This is a genomic window from Bartonella capreoli (genome assembly GCF_902813205.1).
Classification (GTDB): domain Bacteria; phylum Pseudomonadota; class Alphaproteobacteria; order Rhizobiales; family Rhizobiaceae; genus Bartonella; species Bartonella schoenbuchensis.
On the sequence record NZ_CADDZX010000120.1, the window covers coordinates 1 to 544 of the forward strand.

The 544-nt window shown below is 36.0% G+C and carries 1 protein-coding gene; it reads left to right on the forward strand.

Annotation, left to right across the window (positions count from 1 at the left end):
- Positions 1–189: 189 nt before the first annotated feature.
- Positions 190–519 carry a protein tyrosine phosphatase family protein gene (locus tag J7R05_RS07630; RefSeq protein WP_208541806.1) on the forward strand — a complete coding sequence of 110 codons (330 nt, stop codon included), beginning with the start codon at positions 190–192 and terminating at the stop codon, positions 517–519.
- The last annotated feature ends 25 nt before the right edge of the window (positions 520–544 follow it).

Below are 544 nucleotides of genomic sequence, written 5' to 3' on the forward strand. Positions count from 1 at the left end.
GGCCAGAAAAGGCTTTTTTTTATTGGTATAAGGGAGATAAAATATCTTAATAATCGCGGCTCTTTTTTTTCCAACGAGATGTATTTTTTTCTACATAGAGGCCATTTTTGTTATCATCAAATTATTTCACCTTAATAATATAGCATAGCAGATCAATTCATGTAGCTATAGCTATTAGGACAACCAAAGATGAACTTACAACATATTGGCCCTGATATTTTTATCAGCGCCCAAATCAGCGTTGAAAATATCAAAGCATTAGCACAAGCTGGCTTTAAAACAATTATCTGTAACCGCCCCGATCAAGAAGATCCTCATCAACCTGATTTTTCCACCATTAAAGCAGCAGCACACGAATATGGCATAAAAGCACATCATATTCCTATTGTACCACCTACCATACAAAAATCAGATGTTGAAACCATGAAAACAATTTTAAAATCAGCATCTGTACCTCTTCTTGCTTATTGCCACCACGGAACACGTTCAATGCACCTTTATCGTTTAGCCTGTCTTTAATCACGAGTCTTAACGGATCAGAAAG